This window comes from Enterobacter cloacae complex sp. IR5384, assembly GCF_049237265.1.
Taxonomy (GTDB): Bacteria; Pseudomonadota; Gammaproteobacteria; order Enterobacterales; family Enterobacteriaceae; genus Enterobacter; species Enterobacter cloacae.
This window is the reverse complement of sequence record NZ_JBMKHJ010000004.1, coordinates 150,691-173,114: the sequence shown is the minus strand read 5'-3', so window position 1 is coordinate 173,114 and position 22,424 is coordinate 150,691. Positions and strand designations below refer to the sequence as shown.

Annotated in this window: 18 protein-coding genes; 15 read left to right on the top strand and 3 right to left on the bottom strand. The window is 55.1% G+C overall.

Going from position 1 to position 22,424, the window contains the following annotated elements; translation table 11 throughout:
• The first annotated feature begins 39 nt into the window (after positions 1 to 39).
• Positions 40 to 1,872 carry an SLC13 family permease gene (locus ACOTX3_RS05640; RefSeq protein WP_020690639.1) on the top strand — a complete coding sequence of 611 codons (1,833 nt, stop codon included), beginning with the start codon at positions 40 to 42 and terminating at the stop codon, positions 1,870 to 1,872.
• 53 nt (positions 1,873 to 1,925) lie between these two features.
• Here ACOTX3_RS05640 and yfbR read toward each other — a convergent pair whose 3' ends face one another.
• Entirely contained in the window at positions 1,926 to 2,525 is a 600-nt protein-coding gene (yfbR, locus tag ACOTX3_RS05635) for a 5'-deoxynucleotidase (protein ID WP_013098110.1), read from the bottom strand.
• A gap of 117 nt (positions 2,526 to 2,642) precedes the next feature.
• A complete protein-coding gene (gene alaA / locus ACOTX3_RS05630) occupies positions 2,643 to 3,857 on the bottom strand; it encodes an alanine transaminase AlaA (RefSeq protein WP_013098109.1) in 1,215 nt (404 codons plus the stop codon).
• A gap of 946 nt (positions 3,858 to 4,803) precedes the next feature.
• On the opposite strand from alaA, the gene lrhA reads away from it, so the two are divergent.
• The 14 genes from lrhA (at position 4,804) to nuoN (ending at position 21,312) form a co-directional block, all read left to right on the top strand.
• On the top strand, positions 4,804 to 5,742 hold the full coding sequence (gene lrhA / locus ACOTX3_RS05625) for a transcriptional regulator LrhA (protein WP_029881734.1): 939 nt from the start codon (positions 4,804 to 4,806) through the stop codon (positions 5,740 to 5,742).
• Between the two features lie 630 nt (positions 5,743 to 6,372).
• Positions 6,373 to 6,813 carry an NADH-quinone oxidoreductase subunit NuoA gene (gene nuoA / locus ACOTX3_RS05620; RefSeq protein ID WP_127869150.1) on the top strand — a complete coding sequence of 147 codons (441 nt, stop codon included), beginning with the start codon at positions 6,373 to 6,375 and terminating at the stop codon, positions 6,811 to 6,813.
• Positions 6,814 to 6,828: 15 nt separating this feature from the next.
• Positions 6,829 to 7,503, top strand: a complete 675-nt coding sequence (gene nuoB / locus ACOTX3_RS05615) for an NADH-quinone oxidoreductase subunit NuoB (protein ID WP_003861482.1) — start codon at positions 6,829 to 6,831, stop codon at positions 7,501 to 7,503.
• An 89-nt stretch (positions 7,504 to 7,592) separates the two neighbouring features.
• Complete coding sequence (gene nuoC, locus ACOTX3_RS05610; RefSeq protein WP_013098106.1) at positions 7,593 to 9,395, top strand: NADH-quinone oxidoreductase subunit C/D; 1,803 nt, start codon at positions 7,593 to 7,595, stop codon at positions 9,393 to 9,395.
• 2 nt (positions 9,396 to 9,397) lie between these two features.
• Positions 9,398 to 9,898 carry an NADH-quinone oxidoreductase subunit NuoE gene (nuoE, locus tag ACOTX3_RS05605; RefSeq protein WP_003861486.1) on the top strand — a complete coding sequence of 167 codons (501 nt, stop codon included), beginning with the start codon at positions 9,398 to 9,400 and terminating at the stop codon, positions 9,896 to 9,898.
• Complete coding sequence (nuoF, locus tag ACOTX3_RS05600) at positions 9,895 to 11,232, top strand: NADH-quinone oxidoreductase subunit NuoF (RefSeq protein ID WP_003861487.1); 1,338 nt, start codon at positions 9,895 to 9,897, stop codon at positions 11,230 to 11,232. Before nuoE ends, nuoF begins: the two co-directional genes overlap by 4 nt.
• Before the next feature lie 54 nt (positions 11,233 to 11,286).
• On the top strand, positions 11,287 to 14,010 hold the full coding sequence (gene nuoG, locus ACOTX3_RS05595) for an NADH-quinone oxidoreductase subunit NuoG (protein WP_058678197.1): 2,724 nt from the start codon (positions 11,287 to 11,289) through the stop codon (positions 14,008 to 14,010).
• Positions 14,007 to 14,984 (top strand): NADH-quinone oxidoreductase subunit NuoH, encoded by a 978-nt coding sequence (gene nuoH / locus ACOTX3_RS05590; protein WP_013098104.1) that lies wholly within the window; start codon positions 14,007 to 14,009, stop codon positions 14,982 to 14,984. Before nuoG ends, nuoH begins: the two co-directional genes overlap by 4 nt.
• 13 nt (positions 14,985 to 14,997) lie before the next feature.
• On the top strand, positions 14,998 to 15,540 hold the full coding sequence (nuoI, locus tag ACOTX3_RS05585) for an NADH-quinone oxidoreductase subunit NuoI (RefSeq protein WP_003861491.1): 543 nt from the start codon (positions 14,998 to 15,000) through the stop codon (positions 15,538 to 15,540).
• Between the two features lie 10 nt (positions 15,541 to 15,550).
• Entirely contained in the window at positions 15,551 to 16,105 is a 555-nt protein-coding gene (gene nuoJ, locus ACOTX3_RS05580) for an NADH-quinone oxidoreductase subunit J (RefSeq protein WP_008500212.1), read from the top strand.
• Positions 16,102 to 16,404 (top strand): NADH-quinone oxidoreductase subunit NuoK, encoded by a 303-nt coding sequence (gene nuoK, locus ACOTX3_RS05575; RefSeq protein ID WP_003861496.1) that lies wholly within the window; start codon positions 16,102 to 16,104, stop codon positions 16,402 to 16,404. Before nuoJ ends, nuoK begins: the two co-directional genes overlap by 4 nt.
• Positions 16,401 to 18,242: an NADH-quinone oxidoreductase subunit L gene (gene nuoL / locus ACOTX3_RS05570; RefSeq protein WP_127869151.1), complete on the top strand. Its 1,842-nt coding sequence runs from the start codon at positions 16,401 to 16,403 to the stop codon at positions 18,240 to 18,242. The genes nuoK and nuoL overlap by 4 nt, the downstream gene beginning before the upstream one ends.
• Positions 18,243 to 18,318: 76 nt before the next feature.
• A complete protein-coding gene (nuoM, locus tag ACOTX3_RS05565; protein WP_013098102.1) occupies positions 18,319 to 19,848 on the top strand; it encodes an NADH-quinone oxidoreductase subunit M in 1,530 nt (509 codons plus the stop codon).
• 6 nt (positions 19,849 to 19,854) lie between these two features.
• Positions 19,855 to 21,312 carry an NADH-quinone oxidoreductase subunit NuoN gene (gene nuoN, locus ACOTX3_RS05560; RefSeq protein ID WP_014832756.1) on the top strand — a complete coding sequence of 486 codons (1,458 nt, stop codon included), beginning with the start codon at positions 19,855 to 19,857 and terminating at the stop codon, positions 21,310 to 21,312.
• Between the two features lie 92 nt (positions 21,313 to 21,404).
• On the opposite strand, the gene ACOTX3_RS05555 is transcribed toward nuoN, so the two are convergent.
• Positions 21,405 to 22,409: a chemotaxis protein gene (locus ACOTX3_RS05555; RefSeq protein ID WP_013098100.1), complete on the bottom strand. Its 1,005-nt coding sequence runs from the start codon at positions 22,407 to 22,409 to the stop codon at positions 21,405 to 21,407.
• Positions 22,410 to 22,424 lie beyond the last annotated feature (15 nt).

The window sequence follows — 22,424 nt, the reverse complement described above, 5'->3', positions numbered from 1 at the left end:
ATGGCACAATTTCGCATCTCTCTCTGACAAGGACATGTTGTGAACGGTGAACTGATCTGGGTGCTCAGCCTGCTTTTAATCGCCATCATTCTGTTTGCTACAGGCAAAGTGCGCATGGATGCCGTCGCTTTGTTTGTTATCGTTGCGTTTGCGCTGAGCGGTACGCTCACGCTGCCGGAAGCCTTCTCGGGGTTTAGCGATCCCAACGTCATTCTGATTGCCGCGCTGTTTATTATCGGCGACGGGCTGGTGCGCACCGGCGTGGCGACCCTCGTGGGGGCATGGCTGGTGAGGGTGGCCGGCAACAGCGAAACCAAAATGCTGATCTACCTCATGCTTACGGTCGCCGGGCTGGGAGCCTTTATGAGCTCGACGGGCGTCGTTGCCATCTTTATCCCGGTGGTGTTGAGCGTCTCAATGCGGATGCAAACCTCACCGTCGCGCCTGATGATGCCCCTGAGCTTTGCCGGGCTCATCAGCGGTATGATGACCCTGGTGGCCACGCCGCCAAACCTGGTGGTCAACAGCGAGCTGATACGTGAAGGGCTGGAGGGCTTTAGCTTCTTCAGCGTCACCCCGCTTGGGCTGGTCATTTTGTTGATGGGTGTGGTGTATATGCTGCTGACTCGCTTCGCCCTGAAAGGCGAGAAGCAGGATAAAACTAAAGATGGCTGGAAACGACGCACCTTCCGCGATCTGATCAAAGAGTACCGTCTGGCCGGCCGCGCCCGCCGTCTGGCTATTCGTCCCGGTTCGCCAATGGTCGGCCAGCGCCTGGATGACCTGAAGCTGCGCGAACGGTATGGCGCGAACGTGATCGGCGTGGAGCGCTGGCGTCGCTTTCGCCGGGTCATCGTCAACGTGAACGGGGTGTCCGAATTCCGGGCGCGTGACGTTCTGCTGATCGATATGTCCACCGCAGAGGTCGATCTGCGTGAGTTTTGCAGTGAGCAGCTGCTGGAGCCGATGGTGCTACGCGGAGAGTATTTCTCCGACCAGGCGCTGGATGTGGGTATGGCGGAAGTGTCGCTGATCCCGGAATCGGAATTGTTGGGCAAAACCGTGCGTGAAATGGGGTTCCGTACCCGCTACGGCCTTAATGTCGTCGGCCTGAAGCGTGATGGCGTGGCGATGGAAGGGGCCGTGGTGGATGAGCCCATCCTGCTGGGCGATATTTTTCTCGTGGTGGGTAACTGGAAGCTTATCAGCCAGCTCGGACAAAAAGGCCGCGATTTTGTGGTACTCAACATGCCCGTTGAGGAGAGCGATGCCTCTCCGGCCCACAGCCAGGCGCCTCACGCCATTTTTTGTCTGGTGCTGATGGTGGCACTAATGCTCACCGACGAGATCCCGAACCCGGTGGCGGCGATTATTGCCTGCCTGTTAATGGGCAAGTTTCGCTGTATTGATGCCGAGAGCGCCTATAAAGCAATTCACTGGCCAAGCATCATTTTGATTGTCGGGATGATGCCATTCGCCCTTGCCCTGCAAAAAACTGGTGGGGTGGATTTAGTGGTTAAAGGGCTCATGGACATCGGCGGGGGATACGGTCCGTATATGATGATGGTGTGCCTGTTCGTGATGTGCGCCACGATAGGGCTGTTCATTTCCAATACCGCCACGGCGGTGCTGATGGCGCCCATTGCACTGGCGATGGCGAAATCGATGGGCGTGTCGCCGTACCCCTTTGCGATGATGGTGGCGATGGCGGCCTCAGCGGCATTTATGACGCCGGTCTCTTCGCCGGTTAACACGCTGGTACTGGGGCCGGGTAATTACCGCTTTAGCGATTTCGTGAAGATTGGCGTACCGTTCACCATACTGGTGATGCTGGTATGTGTGGTGCTGATTCCGGTGTTATTCCCGTTTTAGCGTGAGCGCAGAAACGTTGGCCGGGTAAGGCGAAGCCGCCACCCGGCGAAAAATTACAACGGAGAATCCTGGCTGATCTCATCCAGCGATAAATGGAAGCTCGGCACAAACACCTGCATAAAATAATCCATCTCTTCGCTGCGGCGGGATTCCAGCGTTTTTTCCAGACGCGTTTTGGCCAGTAAAAACTCGTTATTCCCCGCAGACAACTCTTCCAGACATTTCAGGTAGGCGCAGAGCGCGTCCGCCTGCTTCACCAGTGACTTTTCCTCTTCCGTATACTGATGTTCGTCAATCAGCGGCTCAAAGACGTCGCGTAGCTCTTCCGGGACCATCTCAATCAGTTTCTGCTGGGCAATCTTCTCAATGGCCTTATATTCCTGTGCAATCTGCGAATTGAAGTATTTCACCGGCGTGGGGAGATCCCCGGTCAGCACTTCTGACGCATCGTGATACATCGCCAGCAGCGCGATACGTTCCGCATTGACCTGACCGTTGAATTTGCGGTTTTTAATGGCCGCAAGGGCATGCGCGACCATTGCAACCTGCAGACTATGTTCTGAGACATTTTCGGTGCGCACATTGCGCATCAAAGGCCAGCGGTTGATGAGTTTCAGGCGGGAGAGGTGGGCAAAAAAATGACTCTGACTCATAGGTTACCTTTTGTCTTCACTGCGACAGACTTCATTGTGCGGGGAGGGGAGGGAAGATGCAAATTTGCGGATTTTGAAGGCCGGGTTAGCGCAGCGCCACCCGGCAGAATGCTTGTGTTACTGGTGGTAGCCGGAGAGGAATCGCCCGAAGCGGCTGATGGCCATTTCGAGGTCGTCTTCGCGCGGCAACGTCACGATACGAACGTGATCCGGCCATGGCCAGTTAAAGGCCGTGCCCTGAACCAGCAGCACTTTTTCCTGCAGCAGGAAATCAAGCACCATTTTTTGGTCATCGTGAATGTTGAAGCGCTTCGCGTCGATTTTCGGGAACATGTAAAGCGCACCGTTAGGCTTCACGCATGAGACGCCAGGGATGTCGTTGATCAGCTCCCAGGCGCGGTTACGCTGTTCGTACAGGCGGCCGCCGGGCACGATGAACTCGCTGATGCTCTGATAACCGCCCAGCGCCGTCTGGATCGCGTGCTGGGCCGGAACGTTGGCACACAAACGCATGGAAGCCAGCATCTCCAGCCCTTCAATGTAACCTTTCGCATGTTTTTTCGGACCGTTGAGGACCATCCAGCCCTGGCGGAAACCGGCCACACGGTAAGTTTTAGACAGGCCGTTAAAGGTGACGGTCAGCAGGTCTGGCGCCAGCGCGGCGATAGAGTGGTGCTGCGCGGCGTCATACAGGATCTTGTCGTAAATTTCATCAGCGAAGATGATCAGGTTATGCTGACGGGCGATCTCCACGATCTCCATCAGCAGCGCTTTAGAGTAGACGGCACCCGTCGGGTTGTTCGGGTTAATAATCACGATGCCGCGCGTACGCGGGGTGATTTTCGCACGAATATCATCGAGGTCCGGGAACCAGTCAGAGGATTCGTCGCAGAGATAGTGCACCGCCTTACCGCTGGAGAGTGATACGGCCGCCGTCCACAGCGGGTAATCCGGGGCGGGTACCAGCATTTCGTCGCCGCTGTTCAGCAATGCCTGCATGGCCTGCACGATCAGCTCAGAGACGCCGTTGCCGATATAAATATCCTCAACGGTAACGTCACGCATACCGCGTGCCTGGTAGTGCTGCATAATGGCTTTGCGTGCGGAGTAGAGTCCTTTTGAATCACAATAGCCTTGTGCAGTAGGCAGGTTGCGGATCACATCAACCAGGATTTCATCCGGCGCTTCAAAACCAAACGGCGCAGGGTTACCAATGTTGAGTTTCAGAACCTTATTGCCTTCTTCTTCCAGGCGTTTTGCCTCTTTGAGAACCGGGCCACGGATGTCGTAACAGACGTTATCTAGCTTGCTGGATTTTTCGATAGGGGACATGAACCTTTAACCTTTTCGCTATTATTGCCGCTCCCTGCCGTGGAAGTCAGCACGGAACAATGTACTCCCCCCTCGCTTCGTTTTGAAGGGTAAACAGAAGAAGATTTTGTGCAATAGAAAAAATTCTGGTGAATCTCTTTCGCTGCCTGCGTTGAAATTTTCTGGTCTAAAGTTATGCATGAAAGCGTTTTATTAGGTTAATTGTGCTGTTAATTTTAATCTTTGTTGCATATTGTGCTATTAAAAATAAAATAGCGGCCAGGGTTAAGGCGGAAGTTTACCTGCGTGACTTTTCGTAAAATCTGAGTGCTTCAATAGATCACGCTGTAATAGCAGGCTTTGGTTAAAAGTTGCTCATGTGAAATTAATGTTAAGTGTTATTAATGATTGGCCTTAATCTAAATTAAAATTTATTTATTATTAACCTACAAAATGCAACTTTAGTTAATTTTAATAAAATTAGTTTAGAAGCCTAACAACAACCTTTAATCCTGAATATTGCGATAAGACTTATAAATAAAGTGGATTTGAGTTAAGATGTCTTTAAGGAAAGCAGAGGAAAGACGTATGTGATTTGTATATCTTGCTCTGATTTTCTGAATTAATTGATTGTTATTGTTGGAGTTATCTCTGGCTGGCGTGTGCAAAGCACAACCTGCAACGTTGACAGCGCTGCGATAAAGATGGCAGAAAAGGTGTCATACCTTTAATGTAATTTACATTAACCTGCGATCATCTAAATATCCTGAACGTTAAAGAGAATAAAAATAACGTCATGAAACGTGCTTTCTGACTGTTGATATATACACTAAAGCAGCACAATAACTATCTGTCAGGCAGTCTGCCGGGCCGGGATGCGAGGGAAAACTCCAGAAGGAATTGCTTAACTGTTACACACAGCTTCAACCCGGGCAGCTCCGCACGAGCAACCTGAAAGTGAATAGATATGATAAATGCAAATCGTCCGATAATGAATCTCGACCTCGATCTGCTGAGAACGTTTGTTGCGGTCGCAGACCTCAACACTTTTGCAGCAGCTGCTGCCGCAGTTTGCCGAACCCAGTCCGCCGTCAGTCAGCAAATGCAGCGTCTGGAACAACTGGTTGGTAAAGAGCTTTTTGCCCGTCATGGCCGTAATAAGCTCTTAACGGAACACGGTATTCAGCTACTGGGTTATGCCAGGAAAATACTTCGCTTTAATGACGAAGCATGTATGTCATTAATGTTTAGCAACCTTCAGGGTGTGCTAACGTTAGGTGCATCTGATGAGTCAGCGGATACTATATTGCCGTTCCTTCTTAATCGAATCAGTTCGGTTTATCCGAAGCTTGCGCTGGATGTTAGCGTGAAGCGTAACGCTTTTATGATTGAGATGTTAAAAGAGAACGAGGTTGACCTCGTGGTCACCACGCATCGTCCCGGCCAATTTAATTGCCTGACGCTGCGAACGTCTCCTACGCACTGGTATTGCGCGGCGGAATATGTGCTTCAGCAAGGCGAGCCGGTTCCTCTGGTCTTACTGGACGATCCGAGCCCATTCCGCGATATGGTGCTGGCGGCGCTCAACGAGGCCAACATTCCGTGGCGGCTGGCGTATGTGGCCTCCACATTGCCTGCCGTTCGCGCAGCGGTCAAAGCCGGCCTTGGCGTAACGGCGCGTCCGGTGGAGATGATGAGCCCGGATCTGCGGGTGCTGGGAAAATCCGATGGACTCCCTCCGCTGCCGGATACGGAGTATCTGCTGTGCCACAACACGTCCAGTAACAACGAGTTGGCGAAAGTGGTGTTCGAAGCAATGGAGAACTACCATAACCCGTGGCAGTTCGAGCATGTTACCCACGAAGGGGGGGATGACTCCCTGATCGTTGAAGGTGACTTTGAGTGATCGAGAGCTCAAAATTCTGGTAACAAAATGTAAGTGTAAAAAAATGCCACTCGCGCGATTTTCGCATGGAGTGGCTTTTTTTTTGCACAAATTCTCTCCGCTAAAGCGAGTTAAATGAAAAGAGTTCTTAATTATCAATGAGTAAAATACAGTTGATTAAAGTCTGAACAAATTCTTTTCTCACTTCCTTCCCGCGCCAGGCATGTTAATAAAACAGGAAAGATGTTGCCGTTTTACTGGTTGAATTAACAAAAGCGTGTCTCAGATCAAGAAAATACTCCCATTTAGGGGGAGGAATCGTTGGCAAATCCTGTCAAAATAGGAGGGTTATTTTTTTTACTTCCAAAACGGACACGATTCAACAACATGCATTTGACGAAAAGTCAGGTAACCACCAGGGTTAAAGGGCACCAAATGTTAATGAGAATCGCTCGATGTAATTTAATGTGAAGAAACCTTTGTTAAAGTTGACAATAGGTTATAGAAAGGAGTAAAAAACCCCATCATTTTGCTGTCTACGTCTCATTTCTGACAGTTAGTGTAAGGTTATTTGTTCCTCCCCATGAATCGATGTGATGCCCATCTGCCAGCAAGAGCAGTGTCGTTGGTATCACTTTTGATGAGTAAGCAATGAGTATGTCAACATCCACAGAAGTCATCGCTCATCACTGGGCATTCGCAATCTTTCTTATTGTAGCCATTGGCCTGTGCTGCCTGATGTTAGTCGGCGGCTGGTTCCTGGGCGGTCGCGCCCGCGCAAGGCACAAAAACACCCCTTTCGAATCAGGTATTGATTCAGTAGGTTCCGCTCGCTTACGCCTGTCTGCCAAGTTCTATCTGATAGCCATGTTCTTCGTCATCTTTGACGTGGAAGCGCTTTACCTTTTCGCATGGTCGACCTCCATCCGCGAAAGTGGTTGGGTAGGCTTTGTCGAGGCCGCAATTTTCATTTTAGTGCTACTGGCCGGTCTGGTTTATCTGGTGCGTATTGGCGCGCTTGACTGGACGCCTGCGCGTTCACGTCGTGAACACATCAACCCGGAAAACAGTATCTCTAATCGTCAGCAGTAACAGCGAGGCAATAAGATGGATTATACGCTCACCCGCATAGATCCTAACGGTGAGAATGACCGTTACCCCCTGCAAAAACAGGAGATCGTAACCGACCCCCTGGAGCAAGAAGTCAATAAAAGCGTGTACATGGGCAAGCTCGAACATGCCATGCACGATATGGTCAACTGGGGTCGTAAGAACTCCATCTGGCCATACAACTTTGGCCTTTCCTGCTGCTACGTTGAAATGGTGACGTCATTCACTGCGGTGCATGACGTTGCGCGTTTTGGGGCAGAGGTACTGCGTGCATCCCCACGTCAGGCTGACCTGATGGTGGTGGCCGGTACGTGCTTTACCAAGATGGCACCGGTTATTCAGCGTCTTTATGACCAGATGCTGGAGCCAAAATGGGTTATCTCCATGGGCGCATGTGCAAACTCTGGCGGTATGTACGACATTTATTCCGTTGTGCAGGGCGTAGATAAGTTTATTCCAGTGGATGTATACATCCCGGGTTGCCCGCCACGTCCGGAAGCTTACATGCAAGCGCTGATGCTGCTGCAGGAGTCTATCGGTAAAGAACGCCGCCCGCTGTCGTGGGTTGTTGGCGATCAGGGTGTCTATCGCGCGAACATGCAGTCTGAGCGCGAGCGTAAACGTGGTGAACGTATTGCCGTCACCAACCTGCGTACGCCTGACGAAATTTAATTTGCGCCTGTGGGCCTGGAGAACACCTTCGCATATCACTACTCAAATAGCGCGAAGCCAGGCTTAACAGTCACCACGGACCATTTGCAATGGTGAACAATATGACCGACTTAACCGCGCAAGAAGCCGCCTGGCAGACCCGGGATCATCTGGATGACCCCGTCATTGGCGAACTGCGCAACCGTTTTGGGCCGGATGCCTTTACTGTTCAGGCGACCCGCACCGGGGTACCCGTTGTTTGGGTGAAGCGTGAACAATTGCTGGAAGTTGTCGATTTCCTCAAGAAATTGCCAAAACCTTACGTCATGCTGTTTGACTTACACGGCATGGATGAACGTCTGCGCACGCACCGCCAGGGTCTCCCTGCTGCGGATTTTTCCGTTTTCTACCACCTGATCTCAATAGACCGCAATACGGATATCATGCTCAAGGTGGCATTGTCTGAAAACGACATGCATCTGCCGACGCTCACAAAACTTTTCCCGAACGCCAACTGGTACGAGCGTGAAACCTGGGAAATGTTCGGTATGACCTTCGACGGCCACCCGCATCTGACGCGCATCATGATGCCGCAGACCTGGACCGGCCACCCGCTGCGTAAAGACTACCCGGCACGTGCGACTGAATTCGATCCGTTTGAGCTGACCAAAGCCAAGCAGGATCTGGAGATGGAAGCGCTGACCTTCAAGCCGGAAGACTGGGGCATGAAGCGCGGTACCGAAAACGAGGACTTCATGTTCCTCAACCTCGGTCCAAACCACCCGTCTGCGCACGGTGCATTTCGTATTATTCTTCAGCTTGATGGCGAAGAGATTGTCGACTGCGTTCCGGATATCGGTTACCACCACCGTGGTGCTGAGAAAATGGGCGAGCGCCAGTCCTGGCACAGCTACATTCCGTATACCGACCGTATCGAGTACCTCGGCGGCTGCGTAAACGAAATGCCTTATGTGCTGGCCGTTGAGAAACTGGCAGGCATCACCGTGCCGGATCGCGTTAATGTGATTCGCGTTATGCTGTCAGAACTGTTCCGTATTAACAGCCACCTGCTGTACATCTCCACGTTCATTCAGGACGTTGGCGCGATGACCCCAGTCTTCTTCGCCTTTACCGACCGTCAGAAAATTTACGATCTGGTGGAAGCGATTACCGGTTTCCGTATGCACCCGGCCTGGTTCCGTATCGGCGGTGTGGCACACGATCTGCCGCGCGGCTGGGACCGTCTGCTGCGTGAATTCCTCGACTGGATGCCGAAACGTCTGGCCTCGTATGAGAAAGCCGCGCTGCGTAACTCCATCCTGAAAGGCCGTTCCCAGGGCGTTGCTGCCTACGGCGCGAAAGAGGCGCTGGAGTGGGGGACCACCGGTGCTGGCCTGCGTGCGACCGGTATTGATTTCGACGTGCGTAAAGCGCGTCCTTACTCTGGCTATGAGAACTTCGACTTTGAAGTCCCGGTTGGCGGCGGTGTTTCCGACTGCTATACCCGCGTGATGCTGAAAGTAGAAGAGTTGCGCCAGAGTCTGCGCATCCTTGAGCAGTGCCTCAACAACATGCCGGAAGGCCCGTTCAAGGCGGATCACCCGCTGACGACGCCGCCACCGAAAGAGCGCACGCTGCAACATATCGAAACCCTGATCACCCACTTCCTGCAGGTTTCCTGGGGCCCGGTCATGCCGGCACAAGAATCCTTCCAGATGATCGAAGCGACCAAGGGTATTAACAGTTACTACCTGACCAGTGACGGCAGCACCATGAGCTACCGTACCCGCGTGCGTACGCCGAGCTTTGCGCACCTGCAGCAGATCCCGTCCGCCATCCGCGGCAGTCTGGTCTCCGACCTGATTGTGTATCTGGGTAGTATCGATTTTGTTATGTCAGATGTGGACCGCTAATTATGCACGAGAATCAACAACCACAAACCGAGGCTTTTGAGCTGAGTGAAGCAGAGCGTGCCGCCATTGAGCACGAGATGCACCACTACGAAGACCCGCGTGCGGCGTCCATTGAAGCGCTGAAAATCGTACAGAAACAGCGTGGTTGGGTGCCGGATGGGGCGATCTATGCGATCGCAGAAGTGCTGGGTATCCCGGCCAGTGACGTAGAAGGCGTAGCCACGTTCTACAGCCAGATCTTCCGTCAGCCGGTGGGCCGCCATGTGATCCGCTACTGTGACAGCGTTGTCTGTCACATTACCGGTTATCAGGGCATTCAGGCTGCGATTGAGAAAAAACTCAATATCAAGCCGGGCCAGACCACGTTCGATGGTCGCTTTACTCTGCTGCCAACCTGCTGCCTGGGTAACTGCGACAAGGGGCCGACCATGATGATTGATGAGGATACTCACAGCCATCTGACGCCGGAAGCCATTCCTGACCTGCTGGAGCAGTACAAATGAAAACTGTAATTCGTACTGCTGAGACACATCCGCTGACCTGGCGTCTGCGCGATGACAAACAGCCGGTATGGCTCGACGAATACCAGAGCAAAAACGGCTATGCCGGGGCGCGTAAAGCCCTGGGCGGCATGGCGCCAGACGACATCGTTAATGCGGTGAAAGAGTCGGGTCTGAAAGGCCGCGGCGGCGCGGGCTTCTCCACCGGTCTGAAGTGGAGCCTGATGCCAAAAGATGAATCCATGAACATCCGTTACCTGCTGTGTAACGCGGATGAAATGGAGCCGGGTACCTATAAAGACCGTCTGCTGATGGAGCAACTGCCGCACCTGCTGGTAGAAGGCATGTTGATCTCCGCGTTCGCGCTGAAAGCGTACCGTGGTTACATCTTCCTGCGCGGTGAGTACATCGAAGCGGCGGAAAACCTGCGTCGCGCGATTGCCGAAGCGACCGAAGCGGGCCTGCTTGGCAAAAACATTCTCGGCACCGGGTTTGACTTCGAGCTGTTCGTGCACACCGGTGCAGGGCGTTATATCTGCGGTGAAGAGACCGCGCTGATTAACTCCCTGGAAGGCCGCCGTGCGAACCCGCGTTCCAAGCCGCCTTTCCCGGCAAGCTCCGGCGTGTGGGGTAAACCGACCTGTGTGAACAATGTCGAAACCCTGTGTAACGTTCCGGCTATCCTCGCCAACGGCGTGGAGTGGTATCAGGGCATCTCCTCAAGCAAAGATGCCGGTACCAAGCTGATGGGCTTCTCCGGCCGCGTGAAAAACCCTGGCGTCTGGGAACTGCCGTTCGGTACTACCGCCCGCGAAATTCTTGAAGACTACGCCGGTGGCATGCGCGATGGCCTGAAATTTAAAGCCTGGCAGCCGGGTGGAGCAGGGACAGACTTCCTGACCGAAGCCCACCTTGACCTGCCGATGGAGTTCGAAAGCATTGGTAAAGCAGGCAGCCGTCTGGGTACGGCGCTGGCGATGGCCGTCGACCACGAGATCGGCATGGTCTCGCTGGTGCGTAACCTGGAAGAGTTCTTCGCCCGTGAGTCCTGCGGCTGGTGTACACCGTGCCGTGACGGTCTGCCGTGGAGCGTGAAGATCCTGCGTGCTATCGAGCGCGGCGAAGGCCAGCCTGGTGATATCGAGACACTTGAGCAACTGTGTCGATTCTTAGGGCCGGGCAAAACCTTCTGTGCCCACGCACCGGGTGCCGTCGAGCCGCTGCAGAGCGCGATTAAATATTTCCGCGACGAATTCGAAGCAGGCATCAAGCAGCCGTTCAGCAATACCCATTCAATCAATGGTATTCAGCCGAACCTGCTGAAAGCACGCTGGTAAAAACAGAATTTTGATTAACGCTCGAAGCAATTCGAGACAACTGGAAGCATGCTAATGGCTACGATTCATGTAGACGGCAAAGAATACGAAGTCAACGGGGCGGACAACCTGCTGGAAGCTTGTCTGTCTCTTGGCCTCGATATTCCGTACTTTTGCTGGCATCCGGCGCTGGGCAGCGTCGGTGCTTGCCGCCAGTGTGCGGTGAAGCAATATCAAAACGCGGAAGACACGCGTGGTCGCCTGGTGATGTCCTGTATGACGCCAGCCACCGAAGGCACCTTTATTTCGATTGATGACGAAGAAGCAAAACAGTTCCGTGAAAGCGTTGTGGAATGGTTGATGACCAACCACCCGCACGACTGCCCGGTCTGTGAAGAGGGCGGCAACTGCCACCTTCAGGATATGACCGTAATGACCGGTCACAGCTTCCGTCGCTATCGCTTTACTAAACGTACTCACCGTAACCAGGACCTGGGGCCGTTCATCTCTCACGAAATGAACCGCTGCATCGCCTGCTACCGCTGCGTGCGTTACTACAAAGATTACGCAGACGGTCAGGATCTGGGCGTGTATGGCGCACATGACAACGTCTACTTCGGTCGTCCGGAAGACGGTACGCTTGAGAGCGAATTCTCCGGTAACCTGGTAGAAATCTGTCCGACCGGCGTATTCACCGATAAAACACACTCCGAGCGTTACAACCGTAAGTGGGACATGCAGTTTGCACCAAGCATCTGCCAGCAGTGTTCGCTGGGCTGTAACACCAGCCCGGGTGAGCGCTACGGCGAACTGCGTCGTATCGAAAACCGTTACAACGGTACCGTAAACCATTACTTCCTGTGCGACCGCGGTCGTTTCGGCTATGGCTATGTGAACCTGAAAGACCGTCCGCGTCAGCCGGTTCAGCGCCGTGGCGACGACTTCATCACCCTGAACGCTGAACAGGCGATGCAGGGTGCGGCAGATATTCTGCGTCAGTCGAAGAAAGTGATCGGTATCGGCTCCCCGCGTGCCAGCATCGAAAGCAACTTCGCGCTGCGTGAGCTGGTGGGGGCAGAAAACTTCTACACCGGTATCGCTCAGGGCGAGCAGGAACGTCTGCAGCTGGTACTGAAAGTGCTGCGCGAAGGCGGTATTCATACCCCTGCGCTGCGCGAAATCGAATCGTATGATGCGGTTCTGGTGCTGGGCGAAGATCTGACGCAGACCGGCGCTCGCGCGGCTCTGGCGGTTCGCCAGGCGGTGAAGGGTAAAGCACGTGAAATGGCAGCGGCACAGAAAGTGGCTGACTGGCAGATTGCGGCAATCCTTAACATCGGCCAGCGCGCGAAGCATCCTCTGTTTGTGACGAACGTCGACAACACCCGTCTGGACGATATCGCCGCGTGGACCTACTGCGCGCCGGTTGAAGATCAGGCGCGTCTTGGCTTTGCCATTGCTCATGCGCTGGACAACAATTCTCCGGCCGTTGAACTGGATCGTAACCTGCAAAGCAAAGTCGACGTGATTGTTCAGGCGCTGGCGGGGGCGAAGAAACCACTGATTATCTCCGGGACAAACGCCGGTAGCGCCGAGATCATTCAGGCTGCAGCGAACGTCGCCAAAGCCCTGAAAGGCCGCGGTGCGGACGTTGGTGTCACCATGATTGCCCGTGCGGTGAACAGCATTGGTTTGGGTATGATTGGCGGCGGCTCGCTGGAAGAAGCGTTAAGCGAACTGGAGTCCGGTGCTGCTGACGCCGTTGTGGTGCTGGAAAATGACCTGCATCGCCATGCCTCTGCCGCGCGCGTTGACGCTGCGCTCTCTAAAGCACCGCTGGTGATGGTAATCGACCATCAGCGCACCGCGATTATGGATAAAGCGCACCTGGTGCTCTCTGCGGCAAGCTTTGCAGAAAGCGACGGTACGGTTATCAACAACGAAGGCCGCGCACAGCGTTTCTTCCAGGTTTATGACCCGGCGTACTACGACAGCAACACCGTGATGCTGGAAAGCTGGCGCTGGCTGCACTCCCTGCACAGCACCGTGCAGAGCCGTGAAGTGGACTGGACGCAGCTCGACCACGTTATCGATGCGGTAGTCGAAAAACTGCCTCAGCTGGCGGGCATTAAAGATGCTGCGCCTGAAGCGAGCTTCCGTATTCGCGGCCAGAAACTGGCGCGTGAACCGCACCGTTACAGTGGCCGTACCGCGATGCGTGCCAATATCAGCGTGCACGAACCGCGTCAGCCGCAGGATAAAGACACCATGTTCGCCTTCTCCATGGAAGGGAACAACCAGCCGTCTGCGCCGCGTTCACAGATCCCATTCGCATGGGCGCCGGGCTGGAACTCCCCGCAGGCGTGGAACAAGTTCCAGGCGGAAGTGGGCGGTTCACTGCGTCACGGCGATCCGGGCGTGCGTCTGATTGAAGCCTCCGAAACCGGTCTGGACTTCTTCACCACCGTTCCGGCGAGCTTCCAGGCGCAGGACGGTAGCTGGCGTATTGCGCCGTACTACCATCTGTTTGGTAGCGACGAGCTGTCCCAGCGTTCACCGGTATTCCAGCAGCGTATGCCGCAGCCGTACATCAAGCTCAACTCGGCAGACGCCGCGAAGCTTGGCGTGAACGCGGGTGCGAACATTGCCTTTAGCTACGAGGGCCAGACCATCAGCCTGCCGCTGATTATCTCTGAAAGCCTGACAGCAGGGCAGGTCGGTCTGCCGATGGGTATGCCTGGCATCGCGCCGGTACTGGCGGGTGCGCGTCTTGATAACCTGCAGGAGGCAAAAGCATGAGTTGGTTAACGCCGGATCTTATCGACATCCTGCTGAGCATTCTGAAAGCGATTGTCATTCTGCTGGTGGTGGTCACCTGTGGTGCGTTCATGAGCTTTGGTGAACGTCGTCTGCTTGGTCTGTTCCAGAACCGTTATGGACCAAACCGCGTTGGCTGGGGGGGATCACTCCAGCTGGTTGCGGACATGATCAAGATGTTCTTCAAAGAGGACTGGATCCCACGCTTCTCGGATCGCGTGATCTTTACGCTGGCACCGATGATCGCCTTCACCTCGCTGCTGCTGGCGTTTGCTATCGTTCCTGTCAGCCCGACCTGGGTGGTGGCTGACCTGAACATCGGCATTCTGTTCTTCCTGATGATGGCAGGGCTCGCGGTTTACGCGGTACTGTTCGCAGGCTGGTCCAGTAACAACAAATACTCGCTGCTGGGTGCGATGCGTGCTTCCGCGCAGACGCTGAGCTACGAAGTGTTCCTGGGGCTCTCCCTGATGGGCGTGGTGGCGCAGGCCGGTTCATTCAACATGACCGACATCGTTAACAACCAGGCCGACATCTGGAACGTTATCCCGCAGTTCTTTGGTTTTGTTACCTTTGCTATCGCGGGCGTGGCGGTGTGTCACCGTCACCCGTTTGACCAGCCAGAAGCCGAACAGGAACTGGCCGACGGTTACCACATTGAATATTCCGGTATGAAATTCGGTCTGTTCTTCGTGGGCGAGTACATCGGTATCGTCACCATTTCCGCATTGATGGTAACGCTGTTCTTTGGTGGCTGGCATGGCCCGTTCTTACCGCCGTTCATCTGGTTCGCGCTGAAAACCGCGTTCTTCATGATGATGTTCATTTTGATTCGCGCAGCGTTACCGCGTCCGCGTTATGACCAGGTAATGTCCTTCGGCTGGAAAGTGTGCCTGCCGCTGACGCTCGTCAACTTGTTGGTAACGGCGGCTGTCATTCTCTGGCAGCAGCCATAAGGGGCTATAGACCATGACCTTAAAAGAATTACTGGTAGGCTTTGGTACCCAGGTACGCAGTATCTGGATGATCGGCCTGCACGCGTTTGCCAAACGCGAAACCCGGATGTACCCGGAAGAGCCGGTATATCTGCCGCCGCGCTACCGTGGCCGTATCGTGCTGACGCGCGACCCGGACGGCTCCGAGCGCTGCGTTGCCTGTAACCTGTGTGCGGTAGCGTGTCCGGTAGGCTGTATCTCTCTGCAGAAAGCAGAGACGGTAGACGGCCGCTGGTACCCTGAGTTCTTCCGCATCAACTTCTCACGCTGCATCTTCTGTGGTCTGTGTGAAGAAGCGTGCCCAACCACGGCGATTCAGCTCACCCCAGACTTCGAACTGGGTGAGTACAAGCGTCAGGACCTGGTGTACGAGAAAGAGGATCTGCTGATTTCCGGTCCGGGCAAATACCCGGAATATAACTTCTACCGGATGGCGGGTATGGCAATCGACGGCAAAGATAAGGGCGAAGCAGAGAACGAAGCCAAGCCTATCGACGTCAAGAGCCTGTTACCGTAAGGAGAGGGCAATGGAATTCGCTTTTTATATCTGTGGCCTTATCGCCATCCTGGCTACGCTACGAGTGATTACGCACACCAATCCGGTGCATGCGCTGCTGTACTTAATCATTTCGCTGCTGGCTATTTCCGGGGTGTTCTTTGCGCTCGGCGCGCACTTTGCCGGTGCGCTGGAAATCATCGTTTACGCCGGTGCCATCATGGTGCTGTTCGTCTTCGTGGTGATGATGCTGAACCTGGGCGGCTCTGAAATTGAGCAGGAACGTCAGTGGTTAAAACCGCAGGTGTGGATTGGCCCGGCAATTTTGTCGGCCATCATGCTGGTGGTGATTGTTTATGCCATTCTCGGCGTGAACGACCAGGGCATCGACGGTACGCCAATCGGCGCGAAAGAAGTGGGTATCACGCTGTTTGGCCCATACGTTCTGGCGGTTGAACTGGCCTCTATGCTGCTGCTGGCGGGTCTGGTTGTTGCCTTCCACGTTGGCCGCGAAGAGCGTGCTGGTGAGGTGCTGAGCAACCGCACTGACGACCGCGCGAAAAGAAAAACGGAGGAACGCGCATGATCCCCTTAACACATGGACTGATCCTCGCTGCGATTTTATTCGTTCTGGGCTTAACCGGTCTGGTTATCCGCCGCAATCTGCTGTTTATGCTGATCGGTCTGGAAATCATGATTAACGCCTCCGCGCTGGCCTTCGTGGTCGCCGGAAGCTACTGGGGCCAGACCGATGGTCAGGTGATGTACATTCTCGCCATCAGCCTCGCGGCTGCCGAAGCGAGTATTGGCCTGGCGCTGTTGCTGCAGCTCCATCGTCGCCGCCAGAACCTGAACATCGATTCAGTAAGTGAGTTGCGTGGATGAACATGCTTGCCTTAACCATTATTTTTCCGCTGATTGGCTTCGTGCTGCTGGCGTTTTCTCGCGGCCGCTGGTCTGAGAATCTGTCTGCGACCGTCGGCATGGGATCTGTCGGTCTGGCTGCGCTGGTAACAGCGTATGCGGGTATCGATTTCTTCAACAACGGGCGTCAGGCCTTCAGCGTGCCGCTGTGGACCTGGATGTCGGTCGGTGATTTCAACATCGGTTTTAACCTGGTGCTGGATGGTCTCTCGCTGACCATGCTCTCCGTGGTGACCGGCGTGGGCTTCCTGATCCATATGTTCGCCTCCTGGTACATGCGCGGTGAAGAGGGATACTCCCGCTTCTTCGCCTACACCAACCTGTTTATCGCCAGCATGGTGGTTCTGGTGCTGGCCGATAACCTGCTGCTGATGTATCTGGGCTGGGAAGGCGTGGGTCTCTGTTCGTACCTGCTGATCGGGTTCTATTACACCGATCCGAAGAATGGCGCAGCGGCCATGAAAGCGTTCGTCGTGACCCGTGTGGGTGACGTCTTCCTCGCGTTCGCGCTGTTCATTCTCTATAACGAACTGGGCACGCTGAACTTCCGCGAAATGGTGGAACTGGCTCCTGCACACTTCGCCGCAGGCAACAACATGCTGTGGTGGGCAACGCTGATGCTGCTGGGTGGTGCTGTGGGTAAATCTGCACAGCTGCCGTTGCAGACATGGCTGGCCGACGCGATGGCGGGTCCAACCCCTGTCTCCGCGCTGATCCACGCCGCGACCATGGTCACCGCCGGTGTGTACCTGATTGCGCGTACCCATGGCCTGTTCCTGATGACCCCGGAAATTCTGCATCTGGTGGGTATCGTCGGTGCGGTCACGCTGGTCCTGGCAGGCTTTGCTGCGCTGGTGCAGACCGACATCAAACGCGTTCTTGCTTATTCCACCATGAGCCAGATTGGCTACATGTTCCTGGCGCTGGGCGTTCAGGCGTGGGACGCGGCGATTTTCCACCTGATGACGCACGCGTTCTTTAAAGCGCTGCTGTTCCTCTCATCCGGTTCCGTGATCCTGGCCTGCCATCACGAGCAGAACATCTTCAAGATGGGCGGACTGCGTAAGTCCATCCCGCTGGTGTATGTCTGCTTCCTGGTGGGCGGCGCGGCGCTGGCGGCACTGCCGCTGATTACCGCGGGCTTCTTCAGTAAGGACGAAATCCTTGCCGGTGCCATGGCGAATGGTCATATCAATCTGATGGTTGCGGGTCTGGTCGGTGCGTTCATGACCTCCCTGTATACCTTCCGTATGATTTTCATCGTATTCCACGGTAAAGAACAAATTCACGCTCATGCAGGGAAGGGGATTACTCACCACCTGCCGCTGATTGTGCTGCTGGTCCTGTCCACCTTCGTTGGCGCGATGATTGTGCCGCCGCTGCAGTGTGTACTGCCAGACACCACCGAGCTTGAGCACGGCCGCGTTCTGACGCTTGAAATCACCTCTGGTGTGGTCGCTATCGCGGGTATCCTGATTGCTGCATGGCTGTGGCTGGGCAAACGCACGCTGGTGACAGCCGTTGCCAACAGTGCGCCAGGCCGCCTGCTGGGCACCTGGTGGTACAACGCGTGGGGCTTCGACTGGCTGTACGACATGATCTTCGTTAAGCCGTTCCTGGGCATTGCGTGGCTGCTGAAGCGCGACCCACTGAACAGCCTGATGAATATCCCGGCGATCCTCTCCCGCTTTGCAGGTAAAGGCCTGCTGTACAGCGAGAACGGTTACCTGCGCTGGTATGTGGCGTCCATGAGCATCGGTGCGGTTGTCGTGCTGGCGCTGCTGATGGTGTTGCGTTGATCGTAAAGTGAATTTTATTCGAATTCGTTGAAAATCAGGCCCCTTCTGGGGGCCTTAAAAAGGAATGTAAATCGCCATGTTACTACCCTGGCTAATATTAATTCCCTTCATCGGCGGCTTCCTGTGCTGGCAGACTGAACGCTTTGGCGTGAAGATGCCGCGCTGGATCGCGCTGATCACCATGGGATTGACGCTCGCGCTTGGTCTGCAACTCTGGTTGCAGGGTGGCTACTCCCTGACCCAGTCTGCGGGCATTCCGCAGTGGCAGTCTGAGTTTATCCTGCCGTGGATCCCGCGTTTCGGCATTACGATCCACCTGGCGATTGACGGTCTGTCGCTGCTGATGGTGGTGCTGACCGGTCTGCTCGGCGTTCTGGCGGTACTTTGCTCCTGGCGAGAAATCGAAAAATACCAGGGCTTCTTCCACCTGAACCTGATGTGGATCCTGGGCGGCGTAATCGGCGTGTTCCTTGCCATCGACATGTTCCTGTTCTTCTTCTTCTGGGAGATGATGCTGGTGCCGATGTACTTCCTGATCGCGCTGTGGGGCCATAAGGCGTCCGACGGTAAAACGCGTATCACGGCGGCCACCAAGTTCTTCATCTATACCCAGGCGAGTGGTCTGGTGATGCTGATTGCCATTCTGGCGCTGGTGTTTGTGCACCACAATGCGACCGGTGTCTGGACCTTCAACTACGAAGACCTGCTGAAGACCCCGATGTCTCACGGTGTGGAATACCTGCTGATGCTCGGCTTCTTCATCGCTTTCGCGGTGAAAATGCCGGTAGTACCGCTGCACGGCTGGCTGCCAGATGCGCACTCTCAGGCGCCAACCGCAGGTTCTGTTGACCTGGCGGGCATCTTGCTGAAAACGGCAGCCTACGGTCTGCTGCGTTTCGCGCTGCCACTGTTCCCGAACGCGTCCGCTGAGTTCGCACCGATTGCCATGTGGCTGGGTGTGATTGGTATCTTCTACGGCGCCTGGATGGCGTTCACGCAGTACGACATCAAACGTCTGATTGCGTACACCTCTGTTTCCCACATGGGCTTCGTGCTGATTGCTATCTACACCGGCAGCCAGCTGGCGTACCAGGGCGCGGTGATCCAGATGATTGCGCACGGTCTGTCCGCAGCCGGTCTCTTCATCCTCTGTGGTCAGCTGTACGAACGTCTGCATACCCGTGACATGCGTATGATGGGCGGTCTGTGGAGCAAAATTAAGTGGCTGCCGGCGCTGTCCATGTTCTTCGCGGTGGCGACCCTGGGTATGCCAGGTACCGGTAACTTCGTCGGCGAATTTATGATTCTGTTCGGCAGCTTCAAAGTGGTACCGATGATTACCGTCATCTCCACCTTTGGTCTGGTGTTCGCGTCCGTCTACTCGCTGGCGATGCTGCACCGTGCTTACTTCGGTAAAGCGAAGAGCGAAATTGCTGCACAAGAACTGCCGGGGATGTCGCTGCGTGAGCTGTTCATCATCCTGCTGCTGGTCGTACTGCTGGTGCTGCTGGGCTTCTTCCCGCAGCCGATTCTGGATACCTCGCACTCCGCGATGGGTAATATCCAGCAGTGGTTTGTTAATTCTGCTTCTACTACAAGGCCGTAATTCGCCATGACAATAACTCCACAACAACTGATCGCGCTGCTACCGCTGCTGATCGTCGGATTGACGGTGGTGGTTGTGATGCTCTCCATTGCGTGGCGACGCAATCACTTCCTGAATGCCACGCTGTCGGTCATCGGACTGAATGCCGCGTTAGTCTCTCTCTGGTTTGTTGGCCAGGGCGGGGCGATGGACGTCACCCCGCTGATGCGCGTTGACGGCTATGCCATGCTGTACACGGGGCTGGTTCTGCTGGCGAGCCTGGCGACCTGTACCTTTGCCTATCCGTGGCTCGAAGGCTACAACGACAACAAAGAAGAGTTTTACCTGCTGGTACTGATTGCCGCACTCGGCGGCATTCTGCTGGCGAATGCAAACCATCTGGCTGCGCTGTTCCTCGGCATTGAGCTTATCTCTCTGCCGCTGTTCGGCCTGATTGGTTACGCCTTCCGTCAGAAGCGTTCTCTGGAAGCGAGCATCAAGTACACCATCCTGTCTGCTGCTGCCTCGTCCTTCCTGTTGTTTGGTATTGCGCTGCTGTACGCGCAGACCGGTAACCTTTCGTTCATGGCGCTTGGCAAGAGCCTCGGCGACGGCATGCTGCACGAGCCGCTGCTGCTGGCGGGTCTGGGCATGATGATTGTTGGCCTCGGCTTTAAACTCTCTCTGGTTCCGTTCCACCTGTGGACCCCGGACGTTTACCAGGGCGCACCGGCGCCGGTTTCTACCTTCCTGGCGACGGCGAGCAAAATCGCTATCTTCGGTGTGGTCATGCGCCTGTTCCTGTACGCACCGGTAGGTGACAGCGAAGCAGTTCGCACGGTGCTGGGGATTATCGCGTTCGTCTCCATCATCTTCGGTAACCTGATGGCGCTGAGCCAGACCAACATTAAACGTCTGCTGGGTTACTCCTCCATCTCTCATCTGGGCTACCTGCTGGTGGCACTGATTGCGCTGCAGAGCGGTGAGATGTCGATGGAAACCGTAGGCGTTTACCTGGCCGGTTACCTGTTCAGCAGCCTCGGCGCGTTCGGCGTGGTGAGCCTGATGTCCAGCCCGTACCGTGGCCCGGATGCAGATTCACTGTTCTCCTACCGTGGCCTGTTCTGGCACCGTCCGATCCTGTCTGCGGTGATGACTGTGATGATGCTCTCTCTGGCGGGTATCCCAATGACGCTGGGCTTCATCGGTAAGTTCTACGTGCTGGCTGTCGGTGTGCAGGCGCACCTGTGGTGGCTGACTGCGGGCGTGGTTATCGGCTCGGCAATCGGTCTGTACTACTATCTGCGTGTGGCCGTGAGCCTGTACCTGAGCGCGCCTCAACAGCTCAACCGTGACGCACCAGGCAACTGGCAGTACAGCGCAGGTGGTATTGTGGTGCTGATCTCCGCGCTGCTGGTGCTGATCTTCGGTATCTATCCGCAGCCGCTGATTGATATCGTGCAGCGAGCAATGCCGCTGATGTAAAAGCAAAAAACCCGCCTCGGCGGGTTTTTTTATGGTTTTCGCCCTCTCCCTGTGGGAGAGGGGCGGGGTGAGGGCTCCAGCCCGCACCAGACTTAAGCCAGCTGTTTCCTGCTAATCAACGGCCCGTCAATCTTCTTCATCGAACGGTCCAGCACCTCTTCAATCACCGACGACAGCTCGTTCAGCTCAAACTTCGCCACGTAGCCGTCGGCCTTCACTTTACGAATATGATCTTCGTTGGCGTTGCCCGAAAGCGAAGAGTGGATCACAACAGGAATATCTTTCAGCAGCGGATCGGTTTTGATTTTGCGCGTCAGCGTGAAACCGTCCATCTCTGGCATTTCGAGGTCGGTCAGCACCAGGGCAATTTTATCGGTGATCGGCACCCCTTCAGCCTGCGCCTGCGCGGCCAGCACGCCAATTTTCTCCCATGCGTCTTTACCGGTGATATGCAGCTGCGCCGGGATCTCCATAGCCTGCAGACCCTTCTCCAGCATGGAGCGCGCAACTTTGGAATCTTCCGCCACAATCGCCACAGCGCCAGGCTTGATGTGGAACTTAGTGGTCTGCAGATTCGTGGCGTGCAGATCGTGGTTGGCCGGCGTGATGTCATACAGGATCTGCTCAACGTCCAGCACCATCGCCAGCTCGTTGGTATCGGTCTTTTCGTCCAGACAGGCGATACTGGTGATGTAACGTCCGCTGACGGCGGTTTCCGCCGCGTGGACCTGCTTCCAGTCGAGGCGCATGATGTTCTCAACCGATTCCACCGCAAACGCCTGCACGCTGCGGGCATATTCGGTGATCAGCAGGATGTTGAGCCCCGTCGTCGGCTTACAGCCCGCCACCGCGGCCAGGTCGATCACCGGGATCACCTGATCGCGGATATTCACCATCCCCATCAGCGGGGACTTCATCCCTGCGGGTTTGGTGAATTCCGGCATCGGCACAATTTCACGCAGCTTAAAGACGTTAATGCCAAACAGTTCGGATTTATTTTCATTCAGAGACGTGCCCAGACGGAACAGCAACAGCTCAAAACGATTCGACAGGGTGAGATTTGCCCTGTCATCAATATCTTTCTGGAAATTATCCATTCTACCCTCAAGTGA